Consider the following 23,964-nt stretch of genomic DNA (forward strand, 5'->3'; position numbering starts at 1 on the left):
CGCCGACCCGAGTCGGCGGGGATCCCGATGGCATCGTTGCCGGTACGAGTCCGGGCGGGCCGTGTCAGGCCGCCAGGTCGAGCTCGGAGAGGGGCAGGTCGCCAGCCACGTAGTCGTAGTAGAGCGCGGTGGTGTAAAGCAGGCGCATCTGGGCCCCGATCTCGCAGATCTTCAGGCAGCGCTGCTGCAGCTCGACGGTGTCGGCGTGCTCGAGCACGATCTGATAGCCACGCTCGCCGTGGATCTCGTCGGAGACGATATGCAGGTCGAAGAACTCGACCTCTTCATCGGTGAAGCCATACTTGTCGCGCAGGGTCGGGGTCTGCTTGCGATAGATGGAGGGCACCTGGGACTCCAGGCCAACCACCAGGCCGGCCACGGCCACCACCGGATGCTCGCGCATGGCGACGGCATAGCACCAGCTCTGCAGGCCGCGGGTGGTGGGCGACATGTTGTCGGGGTTCTCGACGCGCTCGCGTGTGGTGCCGCAGGCCTCGGCGAAGCGAATCAGCAGGTCGGTGTGGCGGTCGCCGCCGAGCTCTTCCTCGTACATGTTCTGCAGCAGGAAGTCCTTGGCCTCGGTGTAGTTCTCCGGGGTGTTGGCGTAGATGTAGGCCAGGTAGTCGGCGAACGGGCCGACGTAGTGGTAGTGGTTCTCGGCCCACTTGGCGAGGTGGGCGCGGCTCAGCTTGCCGCTGGCCCAGGCCACGCTGAACGGTGCCTTGTTGGCGCTCTTGCCCTTGATGGCGTCTTCAAGGGCGGTGCGAAAATCGTCACGATTCATCAGTTCGGCCATGGGGATCTCTCCTGGTTGCCTGGGGCTTGGCTGCTGCTGCAGTCAATGGCCCGTCTTGTTGGTATGCCTACGGGAGTCAGGGAGGGCAGAGCCGTTGGCGTTGTGAGGCTTCTGTCTTCCTGTTTGGCTCATGGTATACCAAAAGCCATGTAGCAAGACTAATTTCCCCCCTCCGATGCTGTCAAGGCTTTTTCTGACCTGGGTCAATTTCCGGGGCGCGAGATTCCCATTCGCCATGCCGGAGCGGCCTGCGGATCCGGCGCCGCAGGGCCGTGCTGGCGTATCTCACTGTTCGTTCGAGGGAGGGGCGTCCGGCCCCATGGTGTCCAGCGGCACGGTGTGACGATCACGGTCAATTGAGTCCGATCGCCTGTTTATGGTATACCGCTTTCGAATCTCCGTTGCCGCCCGGGCACGCTCGGTCCGGCACTTGCCCGAATGGGGGAGAGACGTGCATCGGAAGTGCCCCGGGATGGCAGAAAGGCGGAACTCGGACGTGCGGTCCTGATGCGACAGCGTACAAGGAGGCTTCGATGCTGAGGCAACTCTTCGAGGAGGCCCCGGGGGATCAAGGCTTGCCTGGGCCCCGGCGACGGTTGGCCGCGTGGGTGGTGGTTCTGGCGACCCTGATGGCGGTACTCGACCTGGGGATCGTCAACATTGCCCTGCCGACGATGGCGGTGGCACTGGGCGCTCCCGCTTCGCAGGCGGTATGGATCGCGACGGTCTATCAACTTGTCTGTGCAGGGGCGCTGCTCTGCTTCGCCGCTCTCAGTCGCCTCGTCGGTCACCGTCGTGTCTTTACCGGCGGGCTGATGCTCTTCACCCTGGGTTCCCTCGGCGCGGCGCTCTCTCCCGGCCTGGAAGTCCTGCTGCTATTCCGTGCCGTCCAGGGGCTGGGTGCCGCGGCGATCCTCAGTCTGGGCCCTTCGCTCTATCGAGTGATCTTCCCCCGCCGCCTGCTGGGGCGTGCCATCGGCTTGAATGCGCTGGTCGTCGCCCTTGGCCTGGCATCCGGGCCTTCACTGGGCGGTGTCGTCCTCTCCGTTGCCAGCTGGCCCTGGGTCTTCGCGCTCAATGTGCCGACCGGTCTGGTGGCCATATGGCTGGCCTGGCGCGCGCTTCCCGGTGAAGCCCTCGGTCGTGGTCACTTCGACTGGCCGGGAGCGCTGCTCTCCATGCTCATGATGGGAGGGTTCGTGCTTGGCATGGAGCGGATCGCCAATGGTGAGAGCTACGCCGTCGTCGTTGGCCTGACGGCTGTCAGCCTGCTGGCCGCCGGCCTGTTCATCTGGCGACAGGGGCGCGCCCCGGCCCCCCTGGTGCCGCTATCGCTGTTTTCAGAGCCGCGATTCGCTTCGGCGTCAGTGGTCACGATGCTCGCCTTTACCGGGCAGGGTGCCGCCTTCGTGGCGCTGCCCTTCTTCTATCAGGGGGTCCTGGGGACCACGCCCTTGCAGGCCGCCCTGCTGTTCACGCCCTGGCCGATGGCGCTGCTGGTATCGGGGCCGGTGGCGGGCCGCTTGGCGGACAAGTGGGATCCTGCCCTGTTGTCGGCTGGTGGTCTGGCGCTCTTCCTGGCCGGCATGTCCAGCCTGGCCTGGCTGAGTGCGGTGGAGCAGGCCCTGTACCTCGTGCTGCCCTCCCTGCTGTGCGGGCTCGGCTATGGCTTCTTCCAGGCCCCGAACAATCGGGAAATCATGGGGAGTGCTCCGCTTGCCATGAGTTCGAGTGCCTCGGGGGTGCTGGCTTCGGTCAGGACGTTCGGCCAGTGCCTGGGCTCCGCCCTGGTGGCCCTGGTGATGGCGCTTCCCTTCGGTACCCTCCCGCTGGCCTTGTGGCTGGCGGCTGCCGTGACGCTGGTGGCGCTGTTGCTGGGCGTTCGCCGGCTTTCACTGCCGGTGAGTTCGGTGACCTGATAGCGGGTCGCGTTCCCGCTCACCCGCTGGGAGTTGGCGTAAGGCGGCTGACCCGCCCGCGCAGCCGGGCCTCCAGCGGAGTCAGGTCGACGTCGGTGTCGCGGGGCCAGCCCACGGTGAGCAGCACGCCATCGGCGCCGTAGTCGGCCCGCTCCACGGGGATGCCGCGCTCGGCCAGCCAACTGCGGGCCTCGGCCTCGCCGGCGAAGTCGAGCTTCAACTGCAGGGAGGTGCGTTCGATGACCTCGCGCCGGGGCAGGTCTTCCAGGGCCTGGGCGATGGCCTGGGCGTAGGCCCGCGCCAGGCCGCCGGTGCCGAGCTTGGTGCCGCCGAAGTAGCGGGTGACCACGCAGCCCACCTGCCCGAGGCCGGCGCCGGCGAGTACCTGGAACATGGGCCGCCCGGCGGTGCCGCCGGGCTCGCCGTCGTCGGAGAAACCGATGGCGGTCTGCTCGCCGGGCGGGCCGGCGATGAAGGCGCTGCAGTGGTGGCTGGCGTTGGGGTGGGCGCGACGGGCCTCGGCCAGCAGGGCGTCGAAGGCGGCCGTGTCCGGGGCATGGCAGAGCCAGGCGATAAAGCGGCTCTTCTCCACTTCCAGCTCGCTCTCGCGCCACTGCCCGGCGGGAATGTCGGGCACCGCAAAGCGCATCAGGCGGCCAGCCCCGTCTGGCGCACCACGCCCATCACCAGCCCCAGGACCTGGATGTCACTGTTCTTGAGGTAGATGGGGGCCATGCTCTCGTTGGCCGGCTGCAGGCGCACGCCCGACTTCTCGATGTAGAGCTTCTTCAGGGTGACCTCCTGGTCGTTGATCATCACCACGGCGGTCTCTCCGTTCTCGGCGCTCTCGCGGCGTTCGATGATGATCACATCCCCGTCGAAGATGTTGCAATCGATCATCGAGTCGCCGCGCACCTTCAGGGCGTAGGTGTTGCGGCGCACCATGCGCGAGGGCACGTGGATGCTGCCGGCGTCCAGGCAGGCCTCGATGGGGAGTCCCGCCGAGACCCGCCCCAGCAGGGGGACCTCGATCAGCTCATCGTGGAGCAGGTCGTCGTCCTCGATGGCTTCCCAGGCCTCCGCCAGCGGCAGGTTGGGCCGGCGATGCAGGAACTGCGGGGTGACCTTTGGCATGATGCGTCTCTCCTGTCGGCAGACCAGTGAGCAAACCACTGTCGATGCGTACAGTGCATCTGAAGCATAGCAGGGGGTCGGGATCTGGCAAGGGGCGGCTATCGACGGTAGCGTTGATACAGGTCAACTGCGACCGGCTGACACACGGCCTGCTCTGGCAGCAAAAGCCCTTTCCGTGTAGAGTTCCGGCGAAATTACCCCATGTCGGGAGAGTGCCTTGCCCCTGCGTCTGCAAGCCCGAGAGCTGGCCTGTGAGCGTGACGACCGCCGGCTGTTCGAGGATCTCGATCTGGACATTCGCGCCGGCGAGATCGTGCGGGTCGAAGGGCCCAACGGCAGCGGCAAGACCACGCTGCTCAAGATCCTTTCCGGCCAGCTGGCCGACTATCGGGGCGAGCTCTTCTGGAACGGGGTGCCGATGCGCCGGGTGCGTGGCGATTTCCTCGCCAGCCTGCTCTACCTGGGCCATGCGCCGGGCATCAAGGCGGCCCTGACGCCGCTGGAGAATCTCGCCTGGTACCAGGCGCTGGCCGATGAGCCTGGTGACGAGGCGGCACGCCTGGCGGCGCTCGAGGGCGTGGGGCTCGCCGGCTTCGAGGACCTGCCGACGGGACAGCTCTCGGCAGGGCAGCAGCGCCGCGTGGCGCTGGCCCGGCTGGATCTGACGCCGCGGCCGTTGTGGGTGCTCGACGAGCCCTTCACCGCCATCGACCGGGACGGCGTGGCGGCCCTGGAGGCGCGCCTCGTCGCCCATGCCCGATCCGGTGGTTGCGTGCTGGTCACCACCCACCATGAGCTCCGGGCCACCGATGAACTGAGGCGTATCCGTCTCGGTGGGGGAGGAGACGATGCCCGGCACTGAGACACCGATGACCGACACCGAGGCGGCCATGCCCTTCCACCGGGAACCTCGCGGCGGCCTGATGGTCGCATTGCGGGCGACCCTGAAACGCGATCTGGTGCTGCTGTTGCGTCGGCGCAGCGAGGTGCTCAACCCCTTGGTGTTCTTCGCCCTGGTGATCACCCTGTTCCCGATCGGCATCTCGCCGGACCCGGAACTGCTGGCCACCATCGCACCCGGGCTGCTGTGGGTGGCGGCCCTGCTGGCAGCCCTGCTCTCGCTGGACAGCCTGTTTCGCGGCGACTACGACGACGGCTCCCTGGAGCAACTGCTGCTCACGCCCCAGCCGTTGGCCGCCCTGGGGCTGGCCAAGGTGGCGGTGCATTGGCTGCTCACCGGCCTGCCGCTGGCGCTGATGGCGCCGGTGCTGGGCATCATGCTGTCGCTGCCGGCCGGCAGCTACGGGATCCTGGCGCTGTCGCTGGCGCTGGGCACCGCCAGCCTGAGCCTGATCGGTGCCATCGGGGCGGCCCTGACGGTGGGGCTCTCGCGCGGTGGCGTGCTGCTCTCGCTGCTGGTGCTGCCGCTCTACATCCCGGTGCTGATCTTCGGTGCCGGTGCCGTGCAGGCGGCGATCCTGGGAGATGGCGTTGCGGCGCATCTGGCCATTCTCGGCGCCCTGCTGGCGGTGACGCTGATCTTCGCCCCCTGGGCAATTGCGGCGTCGCTGCGTATCAGTATCAACGGTTGAGGAATTGACGAGGCATGTGGGCCTTCATTCACAAGCTCGGGTCACCGAGGTGGTTCTACGCCATCAGCGCCCGCCTGCAGCCCTGGTTCTGGGCCGCGGCGGCGCTGCTGCTCCTGGTCGGCAGCGTCTGGGGGCTGGCCTTCGCGCCGGCCGACTACCAGCAGGGCAACAGCTTCCGCATCATCTACGTGCACGTGCCGGCGGCCTTCCTGGCCCAGTCGATCTTCGTCGCCATGGCGGTGGCCGGGCTGATCTTCATGGTCTGGAAGATCAAGGTCGCCGACATGGCGGCGGCGATGATGGCGCCGCTTGGCGCGGCCATGACCTTCATCGCCCTGTTCTCCGGGGCGGTCTGGGGCATGCCCACCTGGGGCACCTGGTGGATGTGGGACGCCCGCCTGACCTCGATGCTGATCCTGCTGTTCCTCTATTTCGGCGTCATTGCCCTGCGCGGTGCCTTCTCGAGCCGCGACAGCGCCTCCCGGGCGGCCTCGGTGCTGGCCATGGTGGGCGTGATCAACATCCCGATCATCAAGTACTCGGTGGACTGGTGGTACACCCTGCACCAGCCGGCCACCTTCACCGTCACCTCGCGGCCGTCCATGCCCATGGAGATGTGGCTGCCGCTGTTGATCATGCTGCTGGGGTTCTACAGCTTCTTCATCGCCCTGACGCTGATGCGCACCCGCAGCGAGATCCTGCGCCGCGAGTCGACCAAGCGCTGGGTGCGTGACCTTGCCGCGGAGGAGACATGATGGCCTTCGCCAGCTTCAACGAGTTTCTTGCCATGGGCGGCCACGGCCCCTATGTCTGGACCTCCTGGGCCGTCACCGCGGCGCTGCTCGGGGGCATCGTGATACATGCCCGCAGCGAGCGTCGCCAACTGCTGCGCAACCTCCAGCGCCGGGCGCGGCGCGAGCGGCGCCTTGCCGGCGGCCGGGCACCGGTTTCCCATCAGAGGGGTGGACACGTCGATGACACCTAAACGCAAGCAGAAGCTGTTCGTGGTCCTGGGGCTGGTCTCACTGGCCGCCATTGCCGTGGGCCTGACCCTCTACGCCCTGCGCAGCAACATCAACCTCTTCTTCAGCCCGGTGCAGATCGCCGCCGGGGATGCGCCCTTCGAGCGCCAGATCCGTGCCGGTGGCATGGTCAAGGAGGGCTCGGTGTCGCGCGACCGCGAGAGCCTCGAGGTGGCGTTCACCGTGACCGACTACGTCGAAGACCTCGAGGTGCGCTACAGCGGCATCCTCCCCGACCTGTTCCGCGAGGGGCAGGGGGTGGTGGTGGTCGGCGAGCTCCAGCGCGACGGCTGGCTCAGGGCCGACCAGGTACTGGCCCGCCACGACGAGAACTACATGCCGCCGGAAGTGGCCCAGGCCCTGGAGGAGGCCGGCTACTCGCCCGCCGACTACCAGGCCAAGGCCGCCGAGGTGGCCGAGCGGCTCGGCGCCCAGGACGACGGCGCCAGCCAGAACTGATCCGGAGTGTCCATGCAGACCCTGATGATCCCCGAAATCGGCCACTACGCCCTGATCATCGCCTTGCTGATGGCGCTGGTCCAGGGAGTGATGCCCCTGGCCGGCGCGGCGACCCGCCGTCCGCTGTGGATGGCCTATGCGCGCCCCATGGCCACCGGCCAGTTCCTGTTCCTGGCCATCGCCTATGTCTGCCTGACCGCCAGCTACCTGCTCGACGACTTCAGCGTGGCCAACGTCGCCAGCAACTCCAACTCCATGCTGCCCTGGTACTACAAGGCCAGCGCCGTCTGGGGCAACCACGAGGGCTCGGTGCTGCTGTGGAGCCTGATCCTGGCGGCCTGGACCTTCGCCGTGAGCCGCTTCTCCCGGGAGCTGCCCCGCGACATGCTGGCCCGGGTCCTCGGCGTGATGGGGCTGGTCAGCGTGGGCTTCCTGGCCTTCGTGCTGGTCACCTCCAACCCCTTCGAGCGGTTGCTGCCCAACATTCCCCAGGACGGTGCCGACCTCAACCCGCTGCTGCAGGACTTCGGCCTGATCGTGCACCCGCCGATGCTCTACATGGGCTACGTGGGCTTCTCGGTGGTCTTCGCCTTCGCCATCGCGGCGCTGCTGGGCGGGCGCCTGGACGCCGCCTGGACCCGCTGGGCACGGCCCTGGACCAACATCGCCTGGGCCTTCCTCACCGTGGGCATCGCGCTGGGCAGCTGGTGGGCCTACTACGAACTTGGCTGGGGAGGCTGGTGGTTCTGGGACCCGGTGGAGAATGCCTCGCTGCTGCCCTGGCTGGCCGGCACCGCACTGATCCACTCCCTGGCGGTGACCGAGAAGCGGGGTGCCTTCAAGAGCTGGACGGTGCTGCTGGCGATCTCCACCTTCTCGCTGTCGCTGATGGGCACCTTCCTGGTGCGCTCGGGCGTGCTCACCTCGGTGCATGCCTTCGCCAACGATCCCTCCCGCGGGCTCTTCATCCTGGTGCTGCTGGGCATCACCGTGGGCCTCTCGCTGCTGCTGTTCGCCCTGCGCGCCCCCCGGGTCAGCCACCAGGTCGGCTTCAGCTGGCTCTCCCGAGACGCCCTGCTGCTGATCAACAACATCCTGCTGGTGATCATGACCGTCACGGTGCTGCTCGGCACGGTCTACCCGCTACTGCTCGATGCCCTGAACCTGGGCAAGATCAGCGTGGGCCCGCCCTACTTCAATGCGCTCTTCGTGCCGCTGACGGTGGTGCTCTGCCTGTTCATGGGCCTCGGCCCCCTGGCACGCTGGAAGCATACCGACAGTGGCGACCTGCTGCGGCGCAGCTGGCTCGCCGGCCTCGTCGCCCTGGTCATCGGCGCGGCCGCCCCGCTGCTCTACCGCGGCGAGTGGAACCTCAAGGTGAGCCTGGGGGTGGTGGTGGCGCTGTGGATCGTGCTACCCATGCTGCGCGACCTCTGGACCAGGACGCGTCACGCGTCCGGCCGTCTGGCCGGCGTGAAGCGGCTGTCGCTGGCCTACTGGGGGATGATCCTCGGGCACCTGGGGATGGCGGTGACCATCGTCGGCGTCACCGTGGTCTCCAACTACGCCATCGAGCGCAACGTGCGCATGGGCGTGGGCGACAGTGTCCAGGTGGCCGGCTACACCTTCACCATGACCGGGCTGACCAGCCGCCGCGGCGCCAACTTCCTGGCCGACCTCGCAGAGATCGAGGTGCGGCGCGGCGAGAGCCGGCGCAGCTTCACCATGACCCCCGAGAAGCGGCTCTATATCGCCCGCGGCATGCCGATGACCCAGGTCGCGCTGCGCCCGGGGCTCTTCCGTGACCTCTACGTGGCCATGGGCGAGGACCTGGACGACGGCAGCTGGGCCATGCGCATCCAGTACAAGCCCTTCGTGCGCTGGCTGTGGCTCGGGGCCCTGCTGATGGCCGCCGGTGGCGTGCTGGCGGTGGTCGACCGTCGCTACCGGCGCACCGTCACGGCCCGCGACCCGGAACGGGCCCCGGCCAAGAAGCCCCGGGAGGTTACCGTATGAAGCGTCGCCTGCTGCTGTTGCTGCCGCTGGTCGGCTTCCTGGCGCTCGGCGCCTTCCTCTACATGGGACTGTCGATCAACCCTTTCGAGCGTGACTCGGCGCTGATGGCCCGCGACTTCCCGGCCTTCGAGCTCGCCACCCTGGAGGATCCCGAGCGGGTGGTGGACGCCTCGCTGTTCGAGGGCGAAGTCACCCTGGTCAACGTCTGGGGCGAATGGTGCCCGACCTGCAAGCAGGAGATGCCCCAGTTGCTCGACCTTGCCGAGCGCGGCGTGCGCCTGGTGGGGGTCGACTACAAGGACACCCGCGAGAAGGGCAGCGAGTTCCTCGACGAGTTCGGCAACCCCTTCGAGGTCAACATCTTCGATCCGGAGGGAACCCTGGGCTTCGACCTGGGGGTCTACGGCGCCCCGGAGACCTTCCTGGTCGACCGCGACGGGGTGATTCGCTACCACCACACCGGCTATATCAAGCCGGAGGACGTGCGCGACACGATATTGCCGGAGGTGGAGAAATGGCGCTGATGATGCGATGGCTGCTCTGCGTCCTCCTGCTGGTGCCGGCCCTGGGCCAGGCGGCGGTGGAGGTCCGCGAGTTCGACGATCCGGTGACCGAGCAGCGCTACCGAGATCTCACCGCCACCTTGCGCTGCCCCAAGTGCGAGAATCAGGCGATCGACGACTCCGACTCGCCCATCGCCGGTGACATGCGCGATCGGGTCTACGTGCTGCTGCAGGATGGCCGCTCCGACAAGGAGATCCTCGACTTCATGGTCAACCGCTTCGGTGACTATGTGCTCTACAACCCGCGGCTCGAGGGCCGCACCCTGCTATTGTGGGGCCTGCCCGCGGCCCTGGTGCTGCTCGGTGCCCTGGTGGTGATCCTCATGGTGCGAGCCCGCCGGCGCACGGCGTCCCGGCGCCTGAGCGCCGAGGAGCGCGCCCGTCTCGACGCCCTGATCAATCGCGAGAGGACCGAATGAGCCTACTCTGGATCGCCTTCGCCATCCTGCTGTTGCCGGCCCTGTGGCTGCTGGTGTCACCGCTGCGGCGTGCCGCGGCCGTGGGTGCGGCCCAGCGCGACTTCGAGGCCAACGACCGCTCCGCCGACCAGAACCTGGCCATCTATCGCCGCCGGCTGGCCTCGCTGGAGGCCGCCCTCGAGCGGGGCGATATCGACCAGGCCCGCTTCGAGGAGGACCGCCTGGAGCTCGAGCGCAGCCTGCTCGAGGACACCGAGAGCCTCGGGCGCGCGCCGCTCAAGCCCTCTGCCGCCGGCCGGCTCGTGGTGCCGGTGGTGATGGTGGCGGTGGTGGTCGCCAGCGTGTTCTGGTACCAGCACGAAGGCGCCGAGGGCGACCTCGCCCTGCTGGAGGTGCGGCAGGAGGTGGTGAACCATCCCGACGGCTCCATGGCGATGATGATCGAGCGTCTCGAGGAGCAGGCCGCCCGCCAGCCGGGCAACCCCAACGTCTGGATGATGCTGTTCCCGCTCTACCGCGATGCCGGCCGGGCCGACCAGGCGAGCGATGCCCTGGAGCGACTGATCGAGATCGAGGGCCGCCACGCATCGCTGCTCGGCCAGCTGGCCCAGGTCGAGTTCTTCGCCGCCGACCGTCGGTTCACCGAGGAGGTGCAGGCGCTGGTCGACGAGACCCTGGCGCTGGACTCCAGCCAGCCCACCGTGCTCGGCATCCTCGGCATCGAGGCCTTCGACCGCGGCGACTACGAGGCGGCCATCGACCACTGGCGCCGCGCCATTGCCGGCATGGATGACCCGGCCTCCGGCCAGGCCCTGCGCGAAGGCATCCGCGTGGCCCAGCAGCGCCTGGGGGTGGCGCCGGAAGAGCGGGAACAGGCGGCCGCCGAGGGCCCCGGCATCCATGTGCGGGTGAGCCTCGACGATGCTCTCGCCGATCGCGTCGACGACGATGCCGCGGTGTTCGTGGTGGCCCGGGACATGGAGGGCGACCTGCCGCCGCTGGCCGTCGCCCGGCTGCGCCTCGGCGACCTGCCGGCCGACCTGGTGCTCGACGATACCCGCGCGATGTCGCCCGAGGCGAGCCTCTCCCGGGTGAGCCAGGCACGACTGGTGGTACGCGTCTCGCCCAGCGGCGAGGCGACTCCCCAGGCCGGTGACCTGTTCGGTGACCGCGAGGGCGTGCCGGTGGGCGGCATCGACGGCGCGCCCGTCGAGGTGGTGATCGACCGGGTCTTCGAATGATGGTCACGGGCTAGCGGAGGATTCAGCAGGGATGCGCCTCAAGTCGATTCGCCTGGTCGGGTTCAAGTCCTTCGTCGATCCGGTCACGGTGCCGTTCGACGGCAACATGACCGCCATCGTCGGCCCCAACGGCTGCGGCAAGTCGAACATCATCGACGCCGTGCGCTGGGTGATGGGCGAATCCTCGGCCAAGACCCTGCGCGGCGAGTCGATGACAGATGTCATCTTCAATGGCTCCACCGGCCGCAAGCCGGTGGGGCAGGCCTCCATCGAACTGCTCTTCGACAACCGCGACGGCACCATGGGGGGCATCTACGCCCAGTACGCCGAGATCGCCGTCAAGCGCCTGGTCACCCGCGACGCCCAGTCGAGCTACTTCTTCAACGGCCAGAAGTGTCGGCGCCGCGACATCGCCGACCTCTTCCTCGGCACCGGCCTCGGCCCGCGCTCCTACGCCATCATCGGCCAGGGCATGATCTCGCGGCTGATCGAGGCGCGCCCCGAGGAGCTGCGCGCCACCCTCGAGGAGGCCGCCGGCATTTCCAAGTACAAGGAGCGCCGCCGCGAGACCGAGAACCGCATGCGCCGCACCCAGGAGAACCTGGAGCGCCTGGAGGACATCCGCGAGGAGCTCGACAAGCAGCTCGAGCGCCTCAGGCGCCAGGCCGAGGCCGCCCGCCGCTACCAGGCCCTCAAGCAGGAGGAGCATCGGGTGAAGGGCGAGCTGGCGCTGCTGCGCGCCCGCGCCTTGCGCGCCAGCCAGGCCGAGGAGGAGAGTCGGGTCCGCGACCTGGAGACCGGCGTCGAGCGCGAAGTGCTGGGGCTGCGCCAGTGCGAGACCCGCCTCGAGGAGGCCCGCGCCGACCACGACCGGCTGGCCGGCGAACTCGATGCCCAGCAGGCGCGCTTCTACGAGACCACCACCGCCATCGCCCGCCTCGAGCAGGACATCGAGCACGCCCGTGCCCGCGATGCCCAGCTCGCCCGCGACCTCGAGAACGCCCGGCGCGAACTCGCCGAGCTCGACCGCCTGGGCGAGGACGACGGCGAGCGCCTGGCGCGACTCGACGAACGCCTCGAGACCCTGGCCCCCGAACGCGAGGAGGTCGCCGAGCGGCTCGCCGAGCTGGAGGCGGGCCTCGAGGACGCCGAACCCCTGGCCGAGGAAGCCGACGCCGCCTGGGAGGCCTTCAACGAACAGTGGCGGGAGGCCAGCCGCGAGGCGGAACGCGCCCAGGACCGCCTGCGCGAGCTCGAGGGGCGGCTCGAGCGCCTCGAGGGCGACGAGCGTCGTCGCCGCCAGCAGCACGAGGAGCTGCCCGACATCGCCCTGCTCGCCGGGCAGCGCGGCGAGCTGGCCGAGCGCCTGGCCGAGCTGGAGCTGTCGCGCGAGGCGGTGGAGGAGCGCCGCGAAGCGCTCCAGGCGAGCCGCGACGCGGCCCGCGAGCGGGTGCGCGAGACGGAGCAGGCGCGCGAGATCGATCGTCAGCGCCGCAGCACCCTGCAGGGTGAGCTGGCCTCGCTGGAGGCGCTGATCCAGGCGGGCCTGGCGGATCACGACGAGGCGCTCGATGCCCACCTGGCCGGGCATGGCCTGGCCGAGGCCCCGCGCCTGGGCGAGAGCCTGGAGGTCGATGCCGGCTGGGAGGAGGCCGTCTCCTGGGTGCTCTCGCCCTGGTTGCGGGCACGCTTGAGTCCCCTCGGCGAGGGGCGTGCCGTCCTCGACGCCGCCCCCGGTGAGCTCGGCCTGCTCGAGGCCGGCGCGCGCCCGGCCGACGGCCTCGCCGCCCCGAGTCTGGCGACGAAGGTGCGAGGCGCCGGGGCCGCCGCCCAGTGGCTGGCCGGCATCCGCTGCGTCGCGTCCCGCGAGGTGGCCTGGGCGCAACGTGAGTCGCTCTCGCCCGGCGAGAGCCTGATCACCGCCGACGGCCTCTGGCTGGGGGACGGCTGGGCGCGTCACCGCGGCCAGGGCGAGGGGCTCGATGCCCTGCTGGTCAGCCGTCGCCGAGAGGCCGAGGCCCGGGCCGAGCTCGAGGTCGTGGAGGCGCGCCTGGACGAGCAGGAGGCGCGCCTCGCCGACGCCGCCGAGCGGGTCGAGCAGGCCGAGGCAGCCCTGGAGGAAACGCGGCTGGAGGAGCGGGACCTCGACCGGCAGCGCCAGCAGCTGGCGATCGAAGACAGCGGCCTGGCCAGCCGCCTCGAGCACCTGGAGGGGCGGGCCGCCGAACTGGCCGAGGAGCTCGCCGGGCTGGCCGAGGCGCGCGAGGAGGCGCTGCTGGCCATCGAGGAGGTGCGCGACCGCTGGCAGCAGGCCATGGCGCGGCTCGAGGAGGGCGCCGAGCGTCGCGAGCGGCTCGACCGCGAGCGCCAGCTGGCCCGCGAGCGGCTCGCCTCGCTGCGCAGTCGCCAGCGCCCGCTGGCCGAGAAGGTCCAGCAGCTCGCCCTGGAGCAGGAGCGGCTGACCACCGAACGGGCCGGGCTGGCCGAGCAGCAGGGGCGTGCCGGCGAGGCGCGCGAGCGCCTCGAGCTGCGCGCCACCGAGCTCGCGGAGGAGCGCGAGATGCTGCGCGAGCCCGAGGAGGAGCGCCGCGAGCGTCTCGACGAGCTGCTCGACCGTCGCGAGCGCGAGGAGCGCGTGCTGAACGAGGTGCGAGGCCGGGCCGCCGAGCTGGTCGAGCGGCTGCGCGAGGACGAGCAGGCGCGCCAGGCCCACGAGCGCCACCTGGAGGGCATTCGCGAGCGGCTGCAGGAGGCGCGGATGCAGGTCCAGGCGCTTCGCCTCAGGGCCGAGACCCAGGACGAGCAGCTCGGGGAGCTGGGCCACGACGAGCGCGAGCTGGCTGAGTCGCTCGATCCCAACGCCACCGAGTCCGCCTGGCAGACCCGCCTCGAGGAGCTCGGCGAGCGCATCGGGCGGCTCGGTGCCATCAACCTGGCGGCCATCGAGGAGTACGACCAGCAGGCCGAGCGGCGCGACTACCTGGAGGCCCAGCACGCCGAGCTCAGCGAGGCCCTGGAGACCCTCGACCGGGCGATCCGCCGCATCGACCAGGAAACCCGCACCCGTTTCCGCGAGACCTTCGAGCGAGTCAATGCCGGCCTGCAGTCACTTTTCCCGCGGGTCTTCGGGGGCGGAACCGCATGGTTGACCCTGACCGGCGAGGATTTGCTCGAGACCGGCGTGGCCATCATGGCCAGGCCACCGGGCAAGAAGAACAGTACCATTCATCTTCTGTCCGGGGGGGAAAAGGCCCTCACCGCCTTGTCGATGGTCTTCGCCATCTTCCAGCTCAATCCGGCACCCTTCTGCATGCTCGACGAGGTGGATGCCCCTCTCGATGATGCCAATGTGGGGCGCTACGCGAAGCTGGTGAAGGAGATGTCGGAGACGGTTCAGTTTATCTATATCACGCATAACAAGATCGCCATGGAGGCGTCGGAACGCCTGATGGGGGTGACCATGCAGGAGCCGGGGGTTTCCCGCCTGGTGGCAGTGGGCGTCGAGGAGGCCGCGGCCCTCGCCGAGGCCTGACGGACTTGATCGCGAACGGCAAAAGGGGTAACAAGGAAGGCAATGTTGCTGCATTGCATGGATGCACAGGGATTATGGAAGGGCGATTGCACAGGGCACCGTCGACTCTCGGCCGAGAAAAGCCAGGCTTGACAATCAAAAAAGTGGCCCTTTTTTTGGCAATCGCGCTATGCTGTTGACGGACAACCATCAGGCATGGCGCCTTAGCAAAAGGCATGACGACCCATGGAACTTAGAGAGTGGCTGATCATCCTGGGGTTGGCGCTGGTGACCCTCATCGTCATCGATGGGGTGCGTCGCCTGCAGCGCCAGCGTCGAATCCCTCGCCTCGACGAGGTGGAGGGCGACGCGCAAGGGCAGGAGCCCGACCCCGAAGCGGTGGCCCGCGAGGCTGAAATCAACTGGGAGCTGCCCAACGGAGGGGCGCGAGTCGTCAGGCCCGCGGACTACAGCGGCATGCAACCCAAACCCAAGCTCGAGCGCCGGGAGCATCCCGGCCCTTCTCGCGTGCTGGCCGGCTTCAAGGCCAGCGCCGGCGAGGAGGCGCCCGTGACGCCGCGGTCGTCCGCCGAGCCGGCCGAAGCGGTGTCCCCGCCATCGCGTGCCGAACCGGCCAAGGCCGGCAAGGCCGCCTCGGCCCGCCGGCCGCAGGCAGAGCCGGAGGCCGTCGCGCCGGTGCACGACGCTCGGGAAGGTCGGGAAGAGAGCGAAAGGAAAGCGGCCGTCAACGAAGAGAGTACCGGAGCGCGTGAAGAAGCCCGCCGCTCAGCCGAACCGGCGCCGGATGCCACCACGTCACGGTCGAGCGCGTCGGCCAGCGGCGAGCGTCGCGAACCCAGCCTCTCGGCACTGGAAGACGAGGCGACCACCGTGGCGGATTCGGCGCCCCTGGCCGCCGATCCCGAGGATCACGACGATCACCAGGATGCCGAGCGCTACCAGCTGGTCGACCTCGACGGCGTGAGCGACTCGATCAAGAGCGGCTCGAAGCGGGTGGGGGCCTCCATGCACCGTTTCGGCGCCTCGCTGCAGAAGTCCATCGCCGAGCGTCGCGAGCAGAAGCGAGTCGAGAAGCAGCGCCGCGAGCAGGAAAGGGCCGAGAAGGCCGAGCGTGACGCCGAGCAGCGCCGCCAGGCCGAAGCGGCGAAGGCCGCCCGCGAGGAGGAGCGCCGCCGGCTCGAGGCCGAGGCCATCGCCCAGGCCGACGACGACGATCCGTTGTTCGCCCCGCCGCGGCTGCGCAGTGCCGAGGAGCTCCCCCCCGAGGCGCCGGAGCGGCAGCATCGTGAAGCGCCCCGTGACGAGGCCCCGGCCGTCGAGGAGCGCTTCCAGAGTGACGTGGTGCGTGCCCACCCGGTACTCGAGAAGGCGCTGCGTCACGACGTCAGCGCCGAGCATGCCCGGCACGCCCTCAGCCACGCCGAGGAGATCATCGTCATCAGCGTGATGTCCCGCGACGAGCAGGGCTTCTCCGGCACTGCGCTGCTCGACCTGATGCTCGCCTGCGGGCTGCGCTACAGCCGCGACATGGGCATCTTCCACCGCTTCGAGACCGAGGACCCGGAGAGCCAGCTGCAGTTCTCGATGGTCAATGTGATCAAGCCCGGCACCTTCCCCATCGAGTCCATGGACGACTTCCGGACCCCCGGGGTGACCCTGCTGATGCCCATGCCGGGGGCCAGCGATACCTCGGCCGCCTTCGAGGCGATGGTCGAGACCGCCATGGTCATCGTCCGTCATCTGGGCGGCGAGCTGAAGGACGAGAACCAGAGCGTGATGACCGCCCAGACCGTGGAATTCGCCCGCCAGCGGGTCCAGGAGTTCGTGCGGCGCAACCGCCTGCACCGCTACCAGGTGAATTAGCGGTAAGCTGTAAGCTTGAAGCTGGAAGACAACCCCCGGTGGCGTCCCACCGGGGGTTGTCGCTTTGATAAGCTAGGGAATCATGCTGGCTTCGAGCTTCGAGCTTCGAGCTTCGAGCTTCGAGCTTCGAGCTTCGAGCTTCGAGCTTCGAGCTTCGAGCTTCGAGCTTCGAGCTTCGAGCTTCGAGCTTCGAGCTTCGAGCTTCACGGCCCGCGCCATAGACCGAGAAACAGACTTCCATGACCCAGCCCGACTCATCGATACAGGACGAGGCGGCGCGCCTGCGCGCCGAGCTCGAGGACGCCAACTACCGCTACTACGTGCTCGATGCGCCGAAGCTCACCGATGCCGACTACGACCGCAAGCTGCGCCGCCTGCAGGAGATCGAGGACGCGCATCCCGAACTGGTGACACCGGACTCGCCTACCCAGCGGGTCGGGGCGACGCCGGCGGCCGGCTTCCCCGAAATCCAGCATGCCGTGCCCATGCTGTCGCTGGACAACGCCTTCGACGAGGCCGAGCTCACCGCCTTCGTCAAGCGGGTGGCCGAGCGGCTGGAAAGGGACCCGGCGCAGTTGGCGTTCAGCTGCGAGCCCAAGCTCGACGGCGCCGCGGTGTCGCTGGTCTACGAGAACGGCATGCTGGTCAGCGGCGCCACCCGCGGCGACGGCCGCACCGGCGAGGGCATCACCTCCAACCTCAAGACGTTGAAATCGATTCCGCTGAAGCTGCGCGGCAGCGACCACCCGGAGCTGCTCGAGGTGCGTGGCGAGGTGATCATCAGCCATGACGGCTTCGAGGCGCTCAATGCCCGGGCCCGCGAGGAGGACGGCAAGGTCTTCGCCAACCCGCGCAACGCCGCCGCCGGCAGCCTGCGCCAGCTCGACCCCAGGATCACCGCCACCCGGCCGCTGGAATTCAGCGCCTACCAGGTGGCCCGCATCGAGCCGGACCCGGGCGACGCCACCCACAGCACGCTGATGGCACGCCTCGGCGCGCTGGGCTTTCGCACCAGCCGGGAGCTGAAGGTAGTGACCGGCAGCGACGGGCTGATCGACTACTGTCGGCGCCTGGGCGAGCATCGCGACGCCCTCGGCTACGATATCGACGGCGTGGTGATCAAGGTCGACGACCTGCGCCTGCAGCGCGAGCTGGGCTTCGTGGCCCGGGCGCCGCGCTGGGCCATCGCCTTCAAGTTCCCCGCCCAGGAGGAGACCACGCGTCTCAACGACGTGGAGTTCCAGGTGGGTCGCACCGGCGCCATCACCCCGGTGGCGCGCCTGGAGCCGGTCTCGGTGGCCGGCGTCACCGTCTCCAACGCCACCCTGCACAACGCCGACGAGATCGCTCGCCTGGGCGTGATGATCGGCGACACCGTGGCCATCCGTCGCGCCGGCGACGTCATTCCCCAGGTGGTGCGGGTGCTGGAGGAGGAGCGCCCGGCCGATGCCCGGGAGATCGTCTTTCCCGAGCGCTGCCCGGTGTGCGACTCCGAGGTCGAGCGCCTCGAGGGCGAGGTCGTCTCGCGCTGTTCCGGCGGGCTCTTCTGCGCCGCCCAGCGCAAGGAGGCCCTCAAGCACTTCGCCTCCCGCCGCGCGCTGGACATCGACGGCCTGGGCGAGAAGCTGATCGACCAGTTGGTCGAGCGCAACTGGGTCACCACCCCGGCGGACCTGTTCCGGCTCGAGGCCGAACGCCTCGCCGACCTGCCGCGCATGGCAAAGAAGTCCTCCGAGAACCTGGTCGCGGCGCTGCAGAAGGCCAAGCAGACGACGCTGGCGCGCTTCATCTTCGCCCTGGGCATCCGCGAGGTGGGCGAGGCCACCGCCGCCAACCTGGCGCGCCATTTCGGCACCCTGGAGGCGCTGATGGAGGCCGAGGTCGAGGCCCTCGAGGCCGTGGAGGACGTGGGCCCCGTGGTGGCGGCCCATGTGCACACCTTCTTCCGTCAGCCCCACAACCGCGAGACCATCGCCGACCTCCGCGCCCAGGGCGTGACCTGGGCCGAGGAGGCGGTGGGCGAGCGGCCCCAGCCGCTGGCGGGCCAGACCTGGGTACTCACCGGCACCCTGGAGAACATGACCCGCGACGAGGGCAAGGCGCGGCTCCAGGCGCTGGGCGCCAAGGTGGCCGGCAGCGTGTCGAAGAAGACCGCCGCCGTAGTGGCCGGAGAGGCCGCCGGCAGCAAGCTCGAGAAGGCCATGCAACTGGGCGTGCCGGTGCTCGACGAGGCCGCCTTCCTGGCGCGCCTGGAGCGCTGGGAGAGTGGCGAGACCGGCGGCGAAGTGAACGAAGACGCGAAGAGGGAGGGCGAGGCATGAGCGAGCGTTTCATCGAGGTGCCCCACCGCATGCTGCCGGGCGAGACCCTGGACGCCCTGCTCGAGGCCTTCGTCACCCGCCAGGGCTACGACACCACCGATACCGGTGACGGCATGCGCGGCTGGGTCGCCGAGCTCAAGCGCCAGCTCGAGCGCGGCGAACTGCTGATCGCCCACGACCTCGAGACCGAGAGCACCGAGGTGATGACCCTCGCCCAGTGGCGTGCCTTCGGCCGCGACCTGGCCGATGACGAGGAGGGGTAGGCTGGGCCACGGGCCACGGGCCACGGGCCACGGGCTCCGGGTTTGCATTGTAGATACGCCGTTGGGCGACTGGCACCTTGCGGTGTTTCCGTGAGATCGCTCCTCCGGGAGAGTGGGGCGCCGATGTTGGGGGAGCCTGTGGGGTCTGACGCTGAGGCATCCCCAGAGATATTTAAGAATTATCAATGTGTTGGACATGGATGGGAGGCAGGCTGCCAGCGCTGCAGGTCCCTATGGGGTCAGACCCCGGCGGCGTCGAATTCGCTCGCAAGACGCACCATGACGGGCTTCGCGATTTGGCTGGGGTCTGACCCCATAGGGGCGGCCTCGGCGCCTTCTTCGGCGAACAGGCCATCAACGTCGAGAAAAATGCGGGGATTCGTCAGGGTCTGACCCCATAGGGGCAGGCCTCGGTGTCTTTATCCGGCAAACGTGCAGCCCCTTGCCTACTTCCCCCTCACCAGGTCCCGGATAATGCGCCGCCCCGGGTGCAGGTGATCCACCAGCGGCCACTCCAGGGGCAGCGGCTCGTCGCAGAGCCGTGAGGCGATCAGCTCGGCGCAGAGCGGGGCGCTGGCGAGCCCCCGTGAGCCGTGGGCGGCGCTGAGCCACAGCCCGTCATGGTGACGGCCCGGCGTGTCGGGCACGCGGGTGGCGTCCTTGGCCAGCGCGGCGTAGTCGGCCTGCCAGGCCCCGGCGTCGGGCACCGGGCCGGCGTAGGGCGACTTGTCGGGGCTGGCGGCGCGGAGCGCCGCCCGGCCCGTCAGCTGGGCCGGGGAGAGGTCGGCGCCGGCATCGCGCAGGGCGGCCACGAAGGCGGGCAGGGTGCGTTCGAGCTCCGCCAGGTTGGCGGCATGGTCGGCCTCGCGCAGCTCGGTCGCCGAGTCGTTGGGCGCGAAGGTGGCGCCGAAGGTGAGCACGCCGTCGAGCGCCGGCGACACATAGCCACCGGCACAGACCACCCGTTCGAGCGCGGGCACCCCCGCCGGCAGCACGAGCTGCGATACCTGGCCGCGTACCGGCTGCAGCGGCAGCGGCGAGGTCTGGGCAAAGCGGTTGGCGAGCTCGGCGGTGGCGATCACCACCTGGTCGGCGGCCAGGGTGTCGCCGGTCGCCAGGCCCAGCCGCCAGCCGCGCTCCGTCCGCGCCAAGTCGCTGACCTCGCCCCGGCGGAAGGTCACCCCCGGCGTGTCGGCCAGGTGCGCGCAGAGCGCCGCCGGCCGCACCCAGCCCGCCAGCGGGTAGTCGAGGGCGGGGGCGACTACCCGGACGCCGGCGCGCTCGGCGGCGGCCTCGGCATCGAGGCCTTCCACCACACTCGCCGGCAGGGCGTGGTGGGCCAGGAAGCGCTGCTGGCGGTCCCGCTCCCTGTCGCTGGTCGCCAGCTGCAGCACGCCACTGGGCTGCCAGAGCGCATGGTCCGGGTCCAGGGCCGCCAGCCAGCGCCGGCTGTGCAGCAGCCCGGCGAGATAGACCCGGCTCTGCGGGTTGGTTTCCACCGCCAGCTTGACGTAGAGCGCCCCCTGGCGGTTGCCGGAGCCGCCGGCCCCGGGGCCTTCCCGGTCGAGCAGGGTCACCGCGACCCCGCGTCGCGCCAGGGCATGCGCCACGCTGGCGCCGGCGATACCGGCGCCGACGATGGCGACATGCCGCGCCGGTTCGGGGGTCGGCGGCGCGAACCAGGGGGTGCGCTGCCGGCGTTCGTCCACCGGAGGGGCGGGAATCTCGCCGGCGAGCATCTCGCGCTTGCGCCCGAAGCCCGGCACCTTGCGCCAGGCGAAGCCGGCGGCCGCCAGGCCGCGCTTGACCACGCCGGCACAGGTGAAGGTGGCCAGGGTCGCCCCGGGCCGCGAGCGCGCCGCCATGGCGACGAACAGCTCGGGCCGCCACATCCCGGGGTTCTTCGCCGGGGCGAAGCCGTCGAGGAACCAGGCGTCGACCCGGCCGTCGAGCAGCGCCAGCCGCTCGGTGGTGTCGCCGAAGTGCAGGTCGAGGGTCACCCGCGCGTCGAGCCACAGCCGGTGCACCCCGGCCACCGGCTCGGGCCATTGTGCGATCAGCCGCGCGGCGCGCTCGGCCAGGTCCGGCCAGGCGGCCAGGGCCCGGGCGAGATCCTCCCTGGCGAGCGGAAACTTCTCGGTGGAGACCAGGTGCAGCCGCGCGCCCCGAGGGGCATGGGCATCGAAGCAGGCCCAGGCACAGAGCATGTTGAGCCCGGTGCCGAAGCCGGTCTCGCCGATCACGAAGGGACGCCCCGGGCGCCACTCGGCGAACCGTCGCGGCAGGTCGTTGCCGGCGATGAAGACGTGCTCGGTCTCGGCCCGGCCGTCATGGCGGGAGAAGTAGACGTCGTCGAAGGCGGTCGAGTGCGGCGCGGACTCGCCCGTCTCGTCCTGGCGCCAGTCGAGGCGAGCGATCTCCAGGCCCGCCAGCGGGGGCAGGCCATCAGGGGCGGCGGTCAAGGCGGAGCTCCGATGGGCAGGTGCTGGTCAGAATTTGATCGTTGCCGCCGCAGCGCCGGCGTGACAGGGCTGTCGCAAGGCGTCCGCGGCGTTTCAACAGTGTTATCCACAGATGCTGTGGGAAACCCGTTGTTGATAAGTTCTTACCTCAGGTAGGGGAGCGCTGATTCATGTCACGAGCGATGATAGGTTGGTCGCCGCCGGAACGGAGAGACTGGAGTTGACACGGTAGTCAATGAGGATCTTGAGTACCGCCGGCGGCCAAGATATCGAGCGCAGTAATGAATCAGTGTTTCCCTAGGGCAGGACCTTGCGGAAGGGTTTCACCTCCACCTTGGCATAGGCCCCGGCGATCATGTAGGGGTCGGCATCGGCCCAGGCCTGGGCCTCCTGGAGGCTGTCGAACTCGGCCACCACCAGGCTGCCGGAGAAGCCGGCCTCGCCCGGGTCCTCGCTGTCGATGGCCGGATGCGGGCCGGCCAGCACCAGGCGGCCCTCGTCGCGCAGCTCCTCGAGTCGCGCCAGGTGATCGGGGCGAGCGGCGAGGCGCCGCTCCAGGCTGTTCTTCACATCTTCACTGATGATCGCATAGAGCATCGCAGTCGCTTCCTCGGGTTGAGCGGCACGGGCCGCGAGAGTCCGGCGGGGCCCGGCATTGACCGAGGTCGGCCGGGCGAGCACCATGAACGGATATTCTGACAAAGTCACCTGCCGGCGTCATGCCAATGAACGCACTTCCCGCCCGTTTCGAGGGCGAGAGCTCTCCGCTTTCCATCGACCTGCACATGCATTCCACCGCTTCGGACGGCGCCCTGCCGCCGGCCGACGTGGTGGCGCTGTGCAAGGCCCGGGGCCTGACCCATATGGCGCTGACTGACCACGACACCATGGCCGGCATCGAGGAGGCCCGCGTCGCCGCCGAGCGCGAGGGGATCCGTCTGCTGCCCGGGACCGAGCTTTCCACCCGCTGGGCCGGCATCAATATCCATGTGGTGGGCCTGCTGCCCAAGGGCGCCAAGGGTTCCCTGGTCGAAGGGCTCGAGGCCCAGGCCGTGGCGCGCGAGGCGCGGGCCGAGCTGATCGCCCAGCGCATGGAGACGCTGGGGCTGGAGAATGCCTTGTCGCGGGCCCGGGAACAGGCCGGCTCGCCGCGCCCGCTGGGTCGGCCCGACTTCGCCCGGGCCCTGGTGGCGGCGGGGCTGGTGCCCGACGTGGCCACCGCCTTCCGGAAGCATCTCGGCAACGGCAAGGCCGGCGACGTCAAGGCGCACTGGCCGGAGCTCGCCGAGGCCGTGGGCTGGATCCTCGATGCCGGCGGCGTGGCGGTGCTGGCGCATCCGCTGCGCCACGGCCTGACCCGGCGCAAGCGGGGCCTGCTGCTGGATGCCTTCCGCGCCGCCGGCGGCCAGGCCGCCGAGCTGGTCAGCGGTTTCCAGAACCCGGATGCGACCCGGGACCTGGCGCGCCAGCTGCAGGAGCGCGACCTCTACGCCTCGGTGGGCAGTGACTTCCACTTTCCCGGCGGCCACCTGGCCCCGGGCAGCATGAGTCCGGTGCCGCGTACCGCCACCCCGCCGGTCTGGGTGCACCCGCACCTGGCCGGCCTCGTCGAGGTGGTGGCGGTGTGAGTGGCTGGCCGGGTTATAGTAGTGACAGACTTTCATCGGCCATCGAACAGGGAGCTCGCATGAGCCAGTTCTTCCAGATCCATCCAGAGAATCCACAGAAGCGGCTGATCGACCAGGCGATCCAGATCATTCGTCATGGTGGCGTCGTGGCCTATCCCACCGATTCGGGCTACGCCCTGGGCTGTCACCTGGGCGACAAGAAGGCCATCGAGAAGATCAAGTGGCTGCGCTCGCTGGATGACAAGCACAACTTCACCCTGATCTGCTCGGACCTCTCCGAGATCGGCACCTACGCCAAGGTGGACAACGCCGTCTTCCGGCTGCTCAAGGCCCATACCCCGGGGCCCTATACCTTCATCCTCAACGCCACCACCGAGGTGCCGCGGCTGCTGCTGCACCCCAAGCGGCGCTCCATCGGCGTGCGGGTGCCGGATCACCACATCACTCTGGCGCTGCTCGGTGCCCTGGGGGAGCCGCTGATGAGCGTGACCCTGATTCCGGAGGGCGAGGCGCTGCCGATGACCGACCCGGAAGCGATCCGCGACCGCTTCGGTGCCCACCTCGACCTGATCATCGACGGCGGCGCCTGCCACCTGGAGCCCACCAGCGTCATCGACCTGCGCGACCTGCCGCCGAAGATCGTCCGCGAGGGGCGCGGCGACGTCGAACCCTTCCGCGAGTGATCCGGGCGAGCCGTCGGCTGAATGCTCCGGCGGCTCGTCCTCCTTGTCTCC

21 protein-coding genes are annotated in these 23,964 nt (G+C 69.4%); 16 read left to right on the top strand and 5 right to left on the bottom strand.

What is annotated here, in order from left to right:
* Positions 1 to 64: 64 nt before the first annotated feature.
* Complete coding sequence (locus MKP05_RS02645) at positions 65 to 796, bottom strand: iron-containing redox enzyme family protein (RefSeq protein ID WP_240566893.1); 732 nt, start codon at positions 794 to 796, stop codon at positions 65 to 67.
* Between the two features lie 533 nt (positions 797 to 1,329).
* On the opposite strand from MKP05_RS02645, the gene MKP05_RS02650 reads away from it, so the two are divergent.
* A complete protein-coding gene (locus MKP05_RS02650) occupies positions 1,330 to 2,715 on the top strand; it encodes an MFS transporter (protein ID WP_240566894.1) in 1,386 nt (461 codons plus the stop codon).
* Positions 2,716 to 2,734: 19 nt separating this feature from the next.
* Here the strand turns inward: MKP05_RS02650 and MKP05_RS02655 are convergent, their stop codons facing one another.
* Together MKP05_RS02655 and lexA are read right to left on the bottom strand one after the other, a co-directional pair.
* The gene (locus MKP05_RS02655; RefSeq protein ID WP_240566895.1) at positions 2,735 to 3,364 is read right to left on the bottom strand and encodes an IMPACT family protein; all 630 of its coding nucleotides are present in this window, start codon (positions 3,362 to 3,364) and stop codon (positions 2,735 to 2,737) included.
* The gene (gene lexA / locus MKP05_RS02660) at positions 3,364 to 3,849 is read right to left on the bottom strand and encodes a transcriptional repressor LexA (RefSeq protein ID WP_110283021.1); all 486 of its coding nucleotides are present in this window, start codon (positions 3,847 to 3,849) and stop codon (positions 3,364 to 3,366) included. Before lexA ends, MKP05_RS02655 begins: the two co-directional genes overlap by 1 nt.
* 217 nt (positions 3,850 to 4,066) lie before the next feature.
* On the opposite strand from lexA, the gene ccmA reads away from it, so the two are divergent.
* The 13 genes from ccmA (at position 4,067) to MKP05_RS02725 (ending at position 19,140) form a co-directional block, all read left to right on the top strand.
* Positions 4,067 to 4,711, top strand: coding sequence for a cytochrome c biogenesis heme-transporting ATPase CcmA (gene ccmA, locus MKP05_RS02665; protein WP_110283022.1), 645 nt, complete (start codon positions 4,067 to 4,069; stop codon positions 4,709 to 4,711).
* 7 nt (positions 4,712 to 4,718) lie between these two features.
* Entirely contained in the window at positions 4,719 to 5,441 is a 723-nt protein-coding gene (gene ccmB, locus MKP05_RS02670) for a heme exporter protein CcmB (protein ID WP_240566933.1), read from the top strand.
* A 14-nt stretch (positions 5,442 to 5,455) separates the two neighbouring features.
* Positions 5,456 to 6,196: a heme ABC transporter permease gene (locus tag MKP05_RS02675; protein WP_240566896.1), complete on the top strand. Its 741-nt coding sequence runs from the start codon at positions 5,456 to 5,458 to the stop codon at positions 6,194 to 6,196.
* Complete coding sequence (gene ccmD / locus MKP05_RS02680; RefSeq protein WP_306766771.1) at positions 6,193 to 6,426, top strand: heme exporter protein CcmD; 234 nt, start codon at positions 6,193 to 6,195, stop codon at positions 6,424 to 6,426. The genes MKP05_RS02675 and ccmD overlap by 4 nt, the downstream gene beginning before the upstream one ends.
* On the top strand, positions 6,416 to 6,922 hold the full coding sequence (gene ccmE, locus MKP05_RS02685) for a cytochrome c maturation protein CcmE (protein WP_240566897.1): 507 nt from the start codon (positions 6,416 to 6,418) through the stop codon (positions 6,920 to 6,922). The genes ccmD and ccmE overlap by 11 nt, the downstream gene beginning before the upstream one ends.
* 24 nt (positions 6,923 to 6,946) lie before the next feature.
* Positions 6,947 to 8,938, top strand: coding sequence for a heme lyase CcmF/NrfE family subunit (locus tag MKP05_RS02690; protein WP_240566934.1), 1,992 nt, complete (start codon positions 6,947 to 6,949; stop codon positions 8,936 to 8,938).
* A complete protein-coding gene (locus tag MKP05_RS02695; RefSeq protein ID WP_240566898.1) occupies positions 8,935 to 9,462 on the top strand; it encodes a DsbE family thiol:disulfide interchange protein in 528 nt (175 codons plus the stop codon). The genes MKP05_RS02690 and MKP05_RS02695 overlap by 4 nt, the downstream gene beginning before the upstream one ends.
* On the top strand, positions 9,453 to 9,920 hold the full coding sequence (locus tag MKP05_RS02700) for a cytochrome c-type biogenesis protein (protein WP_110283029.1): 468 nt from the start codon (positions 9,453 to 9,455) through the stop codon (positions 9,918 to 9,920). The genes MKP05_RS02695 and MKP05_RS02700 overlap by 10 nt, the downstream gene beginning before the upstream one ends.
* A complete protein-coding gene (gene ccmI / locus MKP05_RS02705; protein WP_240566899.1) occupies positions 9,917 to 11,161 on the top strand; it encodes a c-type cytochrome biogenesis protein CcmI in 1,245 nt (414 codons plus the stop codon). The genes MKP05_RS02700 and ccmI overlap by 4 nt, the downstream gene beginning before the upstream one ends.
* A gap of 31 nt (positions 11,162 to 11,192) precedes the next feature.
* Positions 11,193 to 14,693, top strand: coding sequence for a chromosome segregation protein SMC (gene smc / locus MKP05_RS02710; RefSeq protein WP_240566900.1), 3,501 nt, complete (start codon positions 11,193 to 11,195; stop codon positions 14,691 to 14,693).
* 225 nt (positions 14,694 to 14,918) lie between these two features.
* A complete protein-coding gene (gene zipA / locus MKP05_RS02715) occupies positions 14,919 to 16,556 on the top strand; it encodes a cell division protein ZipA (RefSeq protein ID WP_240566901.1) in 1,638 nt (545 codons plus the stop codon).
* A 239-nt stretch (positions 16,557 to 16,795) separates the two neighbouring features.
* Positions 16,796 to 18,877 carry an NAD-dependent DNA ligase LigA gene (ligA, locus tag MKP05_RS02720; RefSeq protein WP_240566902.1) on the top strand — a complete coding sequence of 694 codons (2,082 nt, stop codon included), beginning with the start codon at positions 16,796 to 16,798 and terminating at the stop codon, positions 18,875 to 18,877.
* Positions 18,874 to 19,140: a YheU family protein gene (locus MKP05_RS02725; protein WP_240566903.1), complete on the top strand. Its 267-nt coding sequence runs from the start codon at positions 18,874 to 18,876 to the stop codon at positions 19,138 to 19,140. The genes ligA and MKP05_RS02725 overlap by 4 nt, the downstream gene beginning before the upstream one ends.
* A 446-nt stretch (positions 19,141 to 19,586) precedes the next feature.
* On the opposite strand, the gene mnmC is transcribed toward MKP05_RS02725, so the two are convergent.
* On the bottom strand, positions 19,587 to 21,602 hold the full coding sequence (gene mnmC / locus MKP05_RS02730; protein ID WP_240566904.1) for a bifunctional tRNA (5-methylaminomethyl-2-thiouridine)(34)-methyltransferase MnmC2/FAD-dependent 5-carboxymethylaminomethyl-2-thiouridine(34) oxidoreductase MnmC1: 2,016 nt from the start codon (positions 21,600 to 21,602) through the stop codon (positions 19,587 to 19,589).
* A 297-nt stretch (positions 21,603 to 21,899) separates the two neighbouring features.
* Positions 21,900 to 22,199 carry a YciI family protein gene (locus MKP05_RS02735; protein ID WP_240566905.1) on the bottom strand — a complete coding sequence of 100 codons (300 nt, stop codon included), beginning with the start codon at positions 22,197 to 22,199 and terminating at the stop codon, positions 21,900 to 21,902.
* Positions 22,200 to 22,321: 122 nt separating this feature from the next.
* On the opposite strand from MKP05_RS02735, the gene MKP05_RS02740 reads away from it, so the two are divergent.
* Positions 22,322 to 23,230: a PHP domain-containing protein gene (locus tag MKP05_RS02740; RefSeq protein WP_240566906.1), complete on the top strand. Its 909-nt coding sequence runs from the start codon at positions 22,322 to 22,324 to the stop codon at positions 23,228 to 23,230.
* Positions 23,231 to 23,289: 59 nt separating this feature from the next.
* Positions 23,290 to 23,913, top strand: coding sequence for an L-threonylcarbamoyladenylate synthase (locus tag MKP05_RS02745; protein WP_240566907.1), 624 nt, complete (start codon positions 23,290 to 23,292; stop codon positions 23,911 to 23,913).
* Positions 23,914 to 23,964 lie beyond the last annotated feature (51 nt).

This window comes from Halomonas flagellata (genome assembly GCF_022487945.1).
In the GTDB taxonomy this organism is placed as follows: domain Bacteria; phylum Pseudomonadota; class Gammaproteobacteria; order Pseudomonadales; family Halomonadaceae; genus Halomonas; species Halomonas flagellata.

Excerpts from the sequence above, each read along its gene's own strand:
- MKP05_RS02645 (WP_240566893.1), bottom strand. The coding sequence starts at position 796 with ATGGCCGAACTGATGAATCGTGACGATTTTCGCACCGCCCTTGAAGAC.
- MKP05_RS02735 (WP_240566905.1), bottom strand. The coding sequence starts at position 22,199 with ATGCTCTATGCGATCATCAGTGAAGATGTGAAGAACAGCCTGGAGCGG.
- MKP05_RS02745 (WP_240566907.1), top strand. The coding sequence starts at position 23,290 with ATGAGCCAGTTCTTCCAGATCCATCCAGAGAATCCACAGAAGCGGCTG.
- ccmE (WP_240566897.1), top strand. The coding sequence starts at position 6,416 with ATGACACCTAAACGCAAGCAGAAGCTGTTCGTGGTCCTGGGGCTGGTC.
- lexA (WP_110283021.1), bottom strand. The coding sequence starts at position 3,849 with ATGCCAAAGGTCACCCCGCAGTTCCTGCATCGCCGGCCCAACCTGCCG.
- MKP05_RS02690 (WP_240566934.1), top strand. The coding sequence starts at position 6,947 with ATGATCCCCGAAATCGGCCACTACGCCCTGATCATCGCCTTGCTGATG.
- MKP05_RS02650 (WP_240566894.1), top strand. The coding sequence starts at position 1,330 with ATGCTGAGGCAACTCTTCGAGGAGGCCCCGGGGGATCAAGGCTTGCCT.
- smc (WP_240566900.1), top strand. The coding sequence starts at position 11,193 with ATGCGCCTCAAGTCGATTCGCCTGGTCGGGTTCAAGTCCTTCGTCGAT.
- MKP05_RS02695 (WP_240566898.1), top strand. The coding sequence starts at position 8,935 with ATGAAGCGTCGCCTGCTGCTGTTGCTGCCGCTGGTCGGCTTCCTGGCG.
- MKP05_RS02655 (WP_240566895.1), bottom strand. The coding sequence starts at position 3,364 with ATGCGCTTTGCGGTGCCCGACATTCCCGCCGGGCAGTGGCGCGAGAGC.
- ligA (WP_240566902.1), top strand. The coding sequence starts at position 16,796 with ATGACCCAGCCCGACTCATCGATACAGGACGAGGCGGCGCGCCTGCGC.
- MKP05_RS02725 (WP_240566903.1), top strand. The coding sequence starts at position 18,874 with ATGAGCGAGCGTTTCATCGAGGTGCCCCACCGCATGCTGCCGGGCGAG.
- ccmD (WP_306766771.1), top strand. The coding sequence starts at position 6,193 with ATGATGGCCTTCGCCAGCTTCAACGAGTTTCTTGCCATGGGCGGCCAC.
- zipA (WP_240566901.1), top strand. The coding sequence starts at position 14,919 with ATGGAACTTAGAGAGTGGCTGATCATCCTGGGGTTGGCGCTGGTGACC.
- MKP05_RS02675 (WP_240566896.1), top strand. The coding sequence starts at position 5,456 with ATGTGGGCCTTCATTCACAAGCTCGGGTCACCGAGGTGGTTCTACGCC.
- ccmI (WP_240566899.1), top strand. The coding sequence starts at position 9,917 with ATGAGCCTACTCTGGATCGCCTTCGCCATCCTGCTGTTGCCGGCCCTG.
- MKP05_RS02700 (WP_110283029.1), top strand. The coding sequence starts at position 9,453 with ATGGCGCTGATGATGCGATGGCTGCTCTGCGTCCTCCTGCTGGTGCCG.
- MKP05_RS02740 (WP_240566906.1), top strand. The coding sequence starts at position 22,322 with ATGCCAATGAACGCACTTCCCGCCCGTTTCGAGGGCGAGAGCTCTCCG.
- ccmB (WP_240566933.1), top strand. The coding sequence starts at position 4,719 with ATGACCGACACCGAGGCGGCCATGCCCTTCCACCGGGAACCTCGCGGC.